This window comes from Blautia sp. ZXY-1-C6 (assembly GCF_056339875.1).
Genome location: NZ_JBWJVQ010000224.1, coordinates 1 through 11,288 on the forward strand (window position 1 = coordinate 1; position 11,288 = coordinate 11,288).

Below are 11,288 nucleotides of genomic sequence, written 5' to 3' on the forward strand. Positions count from 1 at the left end.
CTGGACCGGCATTCCTGGATCAAATCCAACCATTCTTTATCTGTACGTCTTGGATTTCTTTTAGGCATAAAAATTCAACTCCTGTTTTTTATTTGGAGTGAGATTAGCACAGGTACCAGAAGAACTGAAGTGAAATGGTCCTAAGTGCAAAAAACTGGAAAAGTTATAGAGATACCACTCCTTAGAGGGATTATCTCATAAATTTTGGATACTGAAAAACCGGTGGATTATTCATCGCTTACGGTTCTTCTTCATTCAACAGCAAAGATTTCATCAAATATCCATATTTTAATATAGAATTATTTTTCATAATTTTTATGTTTCCAGGCAACAGAAAAACCCCGGAAACCTTACGGTTCCGGGGTATCTTACGTTTGGACACAATGTACCTTGCGGTACTCAATATATATAATTTAAGATGTTATGCTAAAATTATTCGATGATTGTAGCAACACGTCCTGATCCTACAGTACGTCCACCTTCACGATATCAGACCGATGTATTGCGGTGTACAAATGGTGGTTTTTCGTGTGATTCGTGTGGGAAAATCCGGATTTTCCGTTGTGTCTGTATTATTTTTTTTGATTTTGTTATCATGGTGTTATCGAATCTAAATATTCTCTTCCCAAATCAGATAAAACGTAATACATTTTTCCCTTTCGTGGTTCTTTTTTTAGGTAACAATAATCTTCCTCTATTTTTTTTGCTATCCATCCTATTTTTTGCCAACTCACATCCAATTCTTGTGCTAACTCCGTTGCTGTTTTATCTTTTCTACTATATTGTAACAATTTCAGCAACTGATATTGCTCTCTCTCCAATAAATTATCCTTTTTTTCTATTTCTTCTATTTCACTTCGTTCTTCATCCGAAAGTACCCTTTTCTCCTGTATACTATTTTTACAACCACATTTTAGGCAAGTACCACCGTATTTTTTCATTAGATTATACTCTTCTTCGCTAAACTCATGCATACAGTTTTCACAATATATTTTTTTATTTTCTGACAAAAAATTTTTAATAACTGGAGTGAAATTAAAGGGCGACTCAATAAAGTATGTACGGTATTCATTTCCCTTTGGTTTTCCCCATCTTAGATTTTCATCCATACATAATCCATAATTAAGTGCATAAATAGAAACTTTTTTTCCTGACTTATTTGACATTTCATTATATTTACTAATAAAGAAATTCAATTCTAAACTACCTAAATAAGGCTCTAATTCTTGTGCAATATAAAAATGACTCGTATATGGATTATTACGCTCTTTTTGAAATATTACTGCCGTATATTGGTTTGTTCTAATATTTGTTTTAATAGTTTTTTCTTTATCGATGATTTGATTTAATAATTTGTTCAATTCTAATGACTCAATTCGTTCATTATATGTCATCTTTGCCGTTTTACTTTCTTCAAAAAATTGCACTAATCTTTCTTTATAAAAACGTTTCGATGCTTCATTTAAAATATTTAATGTAATTCGTTCTCCCTGAATTATAGATAACTCTTGCGCGTAATCTAATATAAGTCCAATATGTCTTACTACATTCATTGTCATATTGAACAAATATTTACAGTACTCTTCTTTTGATGTTTTAGTCGTATCAAAATAATAATCAAAATCTTTTCCTGTATATATTTTTAGTCTTGTATCCATTAATCTTTCTGTATATGCTACGGCCATGCTTTCCATTTCATTTCTTTTATCTCCAGCATACAGCTGAAAGTAATCCAAATATCGTATATCTACCTTTTGTCTGTCTAATTCACCTAGTTCAACTCTACCTGGATAAGCAGATATTTTTAACTTTACAAAATTATCAGAATTATTATGTAACGTATTAACAATCAAATCACAAAACATAACCAATGAAGTCTGCTCTATCTCTGAATAATCATCTAAAATTAGAAACAATCTTCGCATTGATAATTCTTGTAATATACTTTTTATTTCTGTTACTATTGATGTTATTTCAAATATTCTTGCAAAAACCCTGTTATATTTTTTTCCGTTTTCTTCTCCCTCTGATAAGGTATTTTCCCTGTTTCCGCCTGCATTTAGAATATTTTTCTTTTTGCTCAATGAAATATCCATTTTCATAGACCTTTTGTCACAATACGACATATTATCTACATTCGAATGCATTACTTCTTGCAAAGTTTGCATTTCAATGTTGCTTAAATGATTATTATCTTGTATCCTTTTTCGTATATTTTTCAATTTATCTATAGCCTTTTGTGATTTAGATATATGTAACTTTTGTTTAAATTTCTCCCAAATTGTATCATAATTTTTACATATTTCATTTATAAGTTCATCTACAAAATCTAAAATAAATTGCCTTTGTATTGAATATTGCTCAATTTCTTCTAAATTGCTGGTTTTTAAATAATTGATTGTAATATAATTTCTTTTCGCAACATCAAATATGCTTTTTACATCTATATAACACGTCATTATATCATTCTGTTTACGTAATTCATTCTGCATCCGCATAAAGATAGTTGATTTTCCTGTACCACGTCTGCCTATAAGTACAGTTGTATTATCTTTCAAACATAAATTTAAAATACCATCATTTTCAATAGGATCTACATATACCTTGTCTAATATATCTTTTCTATTTTTATCTTTTAATTCATATCGTTGATACATTTTTAATGAATCAACCATTTGATCGAAAGTTTTTTTATATTGTTCTTCCATTGTTTTCACTACCTTTTTGTCATTATTTGAACAACTTCATTTATACACTTTTTCCATTCTGGACCTTCACATATTTTTCGATAATTTTCGCAATTACACATAAGGTCTACGATTTTTTGCGGTTCCGCAAAATTTTCTGTAAAAATAAATTTAAAATATTCACTAAATTGTGTCAATGTTAACGGCACAATATGTAATTCCAAACGTTCATCTTGTGTTGTATACCAAACACCCATTCTAAATGTCTCTGCTGTATTAGAATCAATTTTATTTGCTACAAACAAACCATAAACAGGTTTTTTATATTTCTGTACCAAATCAGCAACATGTCTCCTAACAGGTTCTCCTTCCATAGCTTCTTGTCTAGAATTTGTAGATAATGTTACTTCAACAACAATAACATAATCATCAAATTCAAAAATCATATCTGGTTTTCCACCTGGTGCAGTTCCGATTGGTAAATAATCTTGATCTACATTAAACCCTCTAGCATCATATGGTTTATTAACTATATGATCTATCGCCAAAAAAGCTCTCCACAAAATCCATTCCAAATATGCTGCGGCTTCTGCTTTTGGAACATTTATTATATAATCTTCTCCCAATTCTTTACTTTTTCCATTATTTGAAATCAGTAATTTCATATACTCGTATATTTCATACCAACATTCTCTTTGATTTTGTGCATATTTTTCTTCTTTATAATGATCAATATTTTGTTTTAGATTACTTCTTACAATATTGATATTTTTCGAATTGTCTAATGTAATATCAGGTATTTCATATTTAATATTGTACATTTCCAATTCGTTTATTAAATCTTCCAACACCTTTTTAGCAATCTCTGTATTATCTGTTGGTAACGGAGCTCCTTGGCAAAGTAATTTGTACCTTTCCTTTAATGTTGCATCACTAATTACATTTTTAGTCAATTCATATGCAAGAGACTTATATTCCGGCATTACAGTTATTCCTCTTCCAGATCGCTTTAAAATTCCACTTGCACTTAAATATCTTAAATTCATGTCTGCATATTCATGAAAATTTTTCTCTTCTTTAAAATAATGCTTCCAAGCATTATGTATTAAATCTCTATCAAATTTCTTTTTGTTAATATATTTCTTTCTTCTACCTCTAATTTCCAAAATTTTATTTACAACTGTTTCCAGTTCATATTTAGGTGAACTTGTTTGTACACATACCGCAAATTCTATATAATTAATTTTATAGTCACCTGTACGTTCAAACAAATCAAACATTATCTTCAATACCCACCGTAATGGAGAATATGTCTCTCTTTCACCTAATGGTTCCATTTGAACAACTAGCCCTCTCAAAAAGCATTCTTGTTGAGCTTGAATAGTATTTGCATGATAAAATGCCCATCCAGCTGGTGTAATATCATCAATTTTTCCTATCTCTTTTTGAGAAAATCCATCTTTCTTTAAGACTTCTGGATATGCAAAACCGTATTTATTAAACATCAAACGATATTTTCTCGTAATACTGGCGTCTGCATCTTTCTTAGGATCTCCACCAATTTCCCCTGCTAATAATAATTTTTCTTTAAACAATTTTTGTTCTTGTGCAGTCCGAATTTTTCCAACCTGGTTAGATTCAACATATACTTTATATCCACCTGGTATTCGCCACGGATTTCTTACGCCAGTATTGCCTATTGACCAAATATCAATAGGATCTTTTACAATTCTTTTCTCTATTTCACCCGTTTTAAATATCTTCGTGCACTCCCATGCATTTTGAGTTATTTTTTTAATTGTAGTTTTTGCTTTTGCCATACATCTTCTCCGTTAAATCCAACAAATAAATATTCCTGTACCTTATTTCGATTTGTCTTAGCATGTTTCTGATTTCCAAAAGAATATGTATAATCTATTGGAACTACCTCTACATGTTCTTTGTATTTAGACATAAGTGCAACCATTTCATCTTGTGTTGGTTGACTATTAGAAGAATAAGATACAATCAAAATACTGTCGGAAAACTTTTTAAACAACTTATCGAATGCATCTGCAGCACCTTTTCTAGTTGAAAACGGTGTCGGATATGACTTAAATTTCTTTGTTACTGTATTTTCCTGTATTTCGACACCTTTCCAATCTCGTGCCAGACCTTCAACAAAATGATATCTACGTACATATTCATTATCTGACAGTGGAGAATAATACGGTGGATCAATATATACTAAATCTGGATGTTTAATTTTTACTTCCATTGCATCTCCATGTTTAGATTTATTTTCACAACCATTATCAAAAATTGCATTATTGATACTTTCCACTGCTTCCAAAAATTGCTGTTCTAAAGATTTCTGCAAATCTTTTCTTCCGTCATTATACCGATCTCCAGTATATGTAAAAATTCCTCTTGGTCTTTTCTTTGTACAAGCTCTAATCAATGCTGTCATTGCAATTGCTTTCTTATATTGATCTCTAATAGCAGCAATATTAGTCCGCAAAACATCTATTAGCCTATTTTCCTCATCTTTATAATATAAGCCTCGAAATATCTCTTCTACAAAATGATCAGACTCTCTTTTTTCAATCAATAATTTTTTCGCCTCGTCCAATGGCAATACAACATTATTGTTTTCTACCATTGCCTTGGTAAAAGTTGCTGACATTGCCATATAGTCATTGCTAATTACAGTCTTTCCCTGAGCTTTAAACATATAACCTACAATACCAGAGCCAGAAAACAGATCCACTACTGAGTCAAAATTGAATTGTGAAGCAACAGCCCAAATTTGAGGTAATAATTTACTTTTAGAGCCCATATATCTAGTGGCCGGATATTTCATTACCTGTTCAGGTAAAGGTTTCGGAACTATTTTTAACATAGTTTTTTGTTTTGGCAAAATATCTACTATAATATCCTCGCCTTTTCTTTTACTTCCATTGCAGGAAATATACCTTTTGGTTTGGATAACCTCAATCTTATAATCTGCGTATAGCTCATGAACCAATGGATGATTAGAATTGGTCAATATTACATGGCAGCCTAATTCCTGTAATCTTTTGACCTCTTTTGCTAATTCTACATGATCTTCTTCATAAAATTGCTCTTTTGTATATCTCTTAAAATCCGAATATTCTGAAATCGGCAAGTACGGGGGATCTAAAAAGATAAAATCTCCCGGTTCTGCATATTCTTTCAATACTGACAAATAATCTCCACATGTTATAGTTGCTTTTTTCAGCACATCTGATGCAGCGAATAAAGCTTCTTCATCGCAAAAGTTTGGAGCTTTATATTTACCAAACGGAACGTTAAACTGTCCCTTCTTATTGACACGATATAAACCATTAAAACATGTTTTATTCAAATAAATCGTTCTCGCTGCTGCTTCTTCTTTTTTCAATTTGAGCCAATCTAACGAACGTACTTCATAAAAATCTTCTTTAGTATTTTTATATTTCTTTAGATATGAAATAACAGCCTCTACATTATCAGCAACTTGTCGATACATGTTAATCAATTCCGGATTACTATCTGCGATTATTGATTTATCCGGACTTAATGCAAAAAACAGTGCACCACCACCAATAAATGGCTCTATATATTTTCCATATTTCTGAGGAATTTTAGGCATGATATCCCCTAACATCTGGGTCTTCCCACCGGCCCATTTCATAATAGGCTTTGCCTGTATCTGTTTTTCTTTCTTTAAAACTTGTTCCATCACGCCTTTTCCCTTTCAATCTCTATTATTTCCATGATATCACTAATATCACATTTTAAGGCAGTGCAAATTTTCACCAGCACATCTGTTGTAACATTTTCATTTTTTCCGAGTTTCGCCACTGAAGCATGACTGATACCTGCAGCCTCACATAAGTCTTTCTTTTTCATATCTCTATCGATAAGTAATTTCCATAATTTTTTATAACTGACCGCCATCTTTTAACCTCTAAACCATTTTTTCTAAAATATTGCTATGCCGTTATTCTACCATGTGATTTCAGTCATATCAACATTTATTTCAGCGATCGCAGACTTTTTCGCAAACATATGTTTTTATTCAATAAAGACTATTTCTTTTCAAATAGGATTATGATCGTCCGCTTTCTCCAATATAAAAATATATTCATGTGCCAGCATTAAGAATTTTCTTTCTTTTCCCTCCCAATAATCAGTAGAACGACAATTATGTTGCTCTTTTATAACAATTTCTTTGAATTTAAATCCAGTATCAACGAATTTTTGCATAGAATTCATACCCAGTGGTAGAACATATCCTTTCTTCCGTATATCTCCAATCATAAATGCACATATTCCTTGCTTTTTTAGTACCCTATATGATTCTTTTGCAACCTGTTCCAGTTCCTGCAAAAAATCCTTATATTTTAAATGAGAAATATCTCCTGGGATTTCTTTACTATACCGTATAATGTCTGCATATGGTGGATGTGTACAGATAAGGTCTATACTTTCGTCTTTTATAAATGATAAATTGTTTGCATTTCCTTGTTTGGTGAATATTTTGGATTTTTCTTGACAAGTAAAATTTAGATTTGTGTTAGATAATTTGACAGCCTCAGAATTTATATCAACGCCAATTGCATTTCGTCCTAATAACTTTGCTTCGATTAACGTTGTGCCACTGCCTAAGAATTGATCAAGTATCCAATCTTTTTTCTTTGAATACCTCAAAATAATATTTCTAGGAATATACGGAGACCAGTTCCCTCTGTATTTTCCTGAATGTGTAGCCCAATTTCCCCTTTCAGGAAAAGACCATATTGTTGTATCTTCTAATTTAAATCTTTCTGGTGCTTCTCTTATAACAATCGCTCCCTTCTTTTTTGCTCATTATACTTCCACATTGTTTATTTGTCCATGAAAAATCCCCATTCAAATATTAATTATCAATAAATATTTGAACAGAGATTCCTTTTGCATTATAAATATATTATTTCTTTCAATGCTATTTCTTCAGCAATTGCTTGAATATTATCCTTCCTCCTAACCCATTCCATCTGTTCATGCATCTTCAATTCTTCCGTCACGCCCCATTGTTCAACCATCTGTTCCATCAGCATCTCAACTTTTTCTCTTGCTTCTTTATCGACCTGATTCAGCTGCTCCGTCAGTTTCCCGGTCAGTACCAGATACTGATACCTGGCACTCCTGTGTTCCTTCAGAAACTGTTTTCGCATTATTCCATATTTCCCATATGTAGGTTCTTCCTCATTGATTTCCAGATCTGGCAGATAATAATCTCCATGCAATGTATAGCTCAGTCCGTTCTTTTCATCATAAATTTGTTTCTTCATATTCTTACAACTCCATTCCTCTGTACTTTGCTTTATTCTTCTTAATTTGCGCATTGTGTTCTTCACTTCGTTCTTTCGCCCACGGTATACGATCACTTATTTTTTTCGGCATTTGCTCTTTCTGCTTTTTCGCCTCAAGCTCCGCCTGTATCCGGATATCATCCTGCACCAGTCGTTCTACCATATCTTTCCCCAACATGCGTAAAAGTCGGTTGTATCTGTCTGCAAGTTCCTGCAGTATTTCTTTCTCACCAGATAATTTCTGATAATCTTTCTGAACTTCTGCCAGTTCCTTTTTTGTTTTTTCATGCTCTTGCTTTTTCTTCTGAAACTTACTTTTCCAACTATCTCTTTCTCTTGTGAGTTCTTTCACCTGTACAGCCATCGCACCAATTTTATTTTTCATTTCAATGAACAATGGTTTGATTTTCTTATCCCGATAAGTTACCGCACGTTCTAACGTAGTAGCTTCCGGCAAAAATGTTTTGATCATTCCATATTCTTTTATTTCCTTACTGACATTATCCATCACCGGTTGCAGGAATTCTCTTCTATCCTCCAGTTTTTTTAATTCCATTTCTGCTTTCCCTGCACGTTTTTCTGCTGTTTCTTTATCTTTCTGGAACTGAATTTTTTCTTCTTCAAGAAGCTTAATATCTGCCCTTGCGTCCGCAATCTGAGAAGTCAGACCTTCATTCTCCGCTGTCAAATATTCCTTTTCCTGTTCCAGTTCCTGCACTTCCTTTTTGCGTTCTTTTTTCTTGAAATTGTAAACATCCAGATGCTCCTCATGTGTACCTTTCTGTTCCCATTCAATTCCATGTTGCTTTGCAATTTCTGCCAGCACTTCTTTTTCATGATTTATCCACTGATTCAGTTCTGTATCATGCTTATTTCCACCTTGAAATCCAAGACTTTTCAATGCCTGTTTCAGTGAAACTCTGGTATCCATTCCTTTTCCCTTCCAGTTAGTCACATAAGGCACAAAGTCAATATGCAGATGCGGAGTAGCTTCGTCCTGATGCAGATAGCAGCTAAATACCCGAAGTGACGGATTTCTTTTCTGGAAGTCTTTCATATATTCATCCAGTACCCTTACGGCCAAATCTCCTTCTGTCGTGCCAACTGCCATATCCTCACGATTACCAATCTGAAATATTACTTCATGGAACAACTTCTCCTGTTTACCCTGTCGGATTTTTTCATAATAATTTGCAATTTGCCGATCCTTTCTTTTCCCGACATTGTATCTCTCCACCGCATCATCAAACAGTTCTTTATAGACTTCTTTCAGATTCTCATTCTTATAACAAATGTTCAGTTGTACTCTGTCTGGATTTACATTTTCTGCTACAAAATCCCGTCTGTTATGAGCCAGTGAGCCGACTCCGATCATGCCACTGATTGTTCGTTTTATCATATGTTTTCTCACCTCTTCTCTGTTTGAGTGCCAGATATGGCACATAATTTTTATTTACGCCAGACATGGCGATATTTAAGAACTTTTCGCCGAATACGGCGATTTTGTTACTTTTGTCAAAAGTAACGCAAAAGCACTTTCGACAGCCGTACCGTCCATCAAAAGTCCCCTTGCGCCCTGCCGGGGGCTATTCCTCCCGTTGTTCGGCTTTCTTCTACATCACTATTCTTACTGACTTATTCCGGTATTCTTGCCTGCACATATTCCAAATCTCCACAGTACGGTGTTCCAACCAGATACCATTCTCTTGCCGAATTCATCTCCATTCTTGTCCGTATCCACTTATCATCAACCAGAACTTCCAGACCTTCTCCGCAATGAAATCCTGTATCAATCCATAAATCTGATGATAATAAGCCATATCTGTCATTGCTGCTGTTATATCCTAATCTTCCCTGTTTCATTGTATCTTTCTCCCTTCACGACTATCTAATTTGCTATAAACTCACAAGCCATCAACTAACTCCCGGCTACACCTTACCGACATTCTCCTTGTCTGCTATCTACAGGTGCGTGACACGCTCCTGTAATAGAGTAGTCAGAAAGAACCTTTACCATCGAAAGCTCTCTTGTATTCCTTTTCTGTCAAGGTATTCCTGCCGGAACTTTTCTCTTTCTTCTTCCGTTGGTGCAGTTTTGAATTTGCTATACATTTCACGATTCACCATTGCATCCAGTTTCTGCTCTAAGCCCAACCGGATTTTTTCTTCACCATCATAGTTGTCCATCAAAAAATATTGCAGGAGTTGAAGAAATAACTCGTATGGAATCTGTACATTTCTATTTTGCATCTGTTCTCCTTTCAAGGTAGCAAGATTCCCTCTTCTTAAGAAATGGTAATCTTGCCATCTTCCATTTTTATTCTGGTAACATCCAATACCATTGCTTTCCACGTTTCACAGAATCAATCTCAAGTTCCCGTTTGGCATTCCACAACGTTTTTCCTTTTATTCCTCTGCCTTCTGCTTCTTCTGCAATTTTCTTCTGAGCCATTCCTCCATTTGCCAAAATTTCAAGAAGAAATTCTTTTGCCTTCTGGCTTTTCTGTCCTCTGCCATCTCCATTAAGAAGTTCATCGGCACTGATATCATATTCTCCAATCCATTCAAATCCATTATTCTTATCCAGCCTGAATGCAATGGACATTCCTTCCGGTGCAAGAGAACTCTTCGTATGACATACTACTCTTACTTCCGGTTCTTCCTTAACTCGCCCGACAATCAGAACACTTCTTGCAGCAGCCTGAAAATCAATGGAGCCAAGTCCACGATAAGAAGATTTGCCGTTGCTGTTTTTATTCATATGACCAATCAAAATGACTGCACAGTGATATTTTTCTGCCAGCACTGCTATACGCTTCATCAATGGTCTAATCTCATTTGCCCTGTGCATGTCTACGTTTGCTCCCAGGAACCCCTGAATCGGATCAAGGACAACCATTTTTGCTTTTGTCTGCACGATTGCTTCTTCCAATCGAACATCTGCCATTGTCAGTGGCTGGTCACTGTCATCAATCACCATCACCTTTGAACAATCCGCACCCGCAGCAAGTAATCTGGGTTTGATAGTATCTCCAAGACCATCTTCTGCTGTCTGATAAATCACATGTACAGGTGACATAGAAGACTGTTCCTGCATATTGTCTTCGCCATCTAAACCATCGTTCCCACTATCAACTTCATCACTTCGTTTTTCTTTTATTTTCATCGTTGTATCCGTAACAGGAAAAATCGGCTCTCCTCTGGTCAGTTTTGCAATAATCTGAAGTACCATCGTTGTCTTGCCTTCCCCTGGATCTCCCTG

General features: G+C 34.2%; 10 protein-coding genes. All 10 read right to left on the reverse strand.

Annotated features, from left to right (window positions below; all coding sequences use genetic code 11):
* Window positions 1-593: 593 nt before the first annotated feature.
* Entirely contained in the window at window positions 594-2,708 is a 2,115-nt protein-coding gene (locus tag AC075J_RS13880; RefSeq protein WP_008705139.1) for a hypothetical protein, read from the reverse strand.
* Between the two features lie 8 nt (window positions 2,709-2,716).
* Entirely contained in the window at window positions 2,717-4,507 is a 1,791-nt protein-coding gene (locus AC075J_RS13885; RefSeq protein ID WP_008705141.1) for an AlwI family type II restriction endonuclease, read from the reverse strand.
* Window positions 4,474-6,411 carry a Dam family site-specific DNA-(adenine-N6)-methyltransferase gene (locus AC075J_RS13890; protein WP_008705143.1) on the reverse strand — a complete coding sequence of 646 codons (1,938 nt, stop codon included), beginning with the start codon at window positions 6,409-6,411 and terminating at the stop codon, window positions 4,474-4,476. Before AC075J_RS13890 ends, AC075J_RS13885 begins: the two co-directional genes overlap by 34 nt.
* Window positions 6,411-6,629 (reverse strand): helix-turn-helix domain-containing protein, encoded by a 219-nt coding sequence (locus tag AC075J_RS13895; protein ID WP_008705144.1) that lies wholly within the window; start codon window positions 6,627-6,629, stop codon window positions 6,411-6,413. The genes AC075J_RS13890 and AC075J_RS13895 overlap by 1 nt, the downstream gene beginning before the upstream one ends.
* 141 nt (window positions 6,630-6,770) lie before the next feature.
* Entirely contained in the window at window positions 6,771-7,520 is a 750-nt protein-coding gene (locus AC075J_RS13900; protein ID WP_198016333.1) for a TRM11 family SAM-dependent methyltransferase, read from the reverse strand.
* A gap of 110 nt (window positions 7,521-7,630) precedes the next feature.
* Window positions 7,631-8,005 carry a TnpV protein gene (locus AC075J_RS13905; protein WP_008705146.1) on the reverse strand — a complete coding sequence of 125 codons (375 nt, stop codon included), beginning with the start codon at window positions 8,003-8,005 and terminating at the stop codon, window positions 7,631-7,633.
* A gap of 4 nt (window positions 8,006-8,009) precedes the next feature.
* On the reverse strand, window positions 8,010-9,425 hold the full coding sequence (locus AC075J_RS13910) for a plasmid recombination protein (RefSeq protein ID WP_020993197.1): 1,416 nt from the start codon (window positions 9,423-9,425) through the stop codon (window positions 8,010-8,012).
* Window positions 9,426-9,661: 236 nt separating this feature from the next.
* Window positions 9,662-9,889, reverse strand: a complete 228-nt coding sequence (locus AC075J_RS13915; RefSeq protein WP_008705148.1) for a DUF5348 domain-containing protein — start codon at window positions 9,887-9,889, stop codon at window positions 9,662-9,664.
* A gap of 147 nt (window positions 9,890-10,036) precedes the next feature.
* Window positions 10,037-10,276: a hypothetical protein gene (locus tag AC075J_RS13920; RefSeq protein WP_008705149.1), complete on the reverse strand. Its 240-nt coding sequence runs from the start codon at window positions 10,274-10,276 to the stop codon at window positions 10,037-10,039.
* 67 nt (window positions 10,277-10,343) lie between these two features.
* Window positions 10,344-11,288, reverse strand: a 945-nt coding sequence (locus tag AC075J_RS13925) for an AAA family ATPase (RefSeq protein ID WP_476390438.1), incomplete at its 5' end; no start/stop codon positions are given.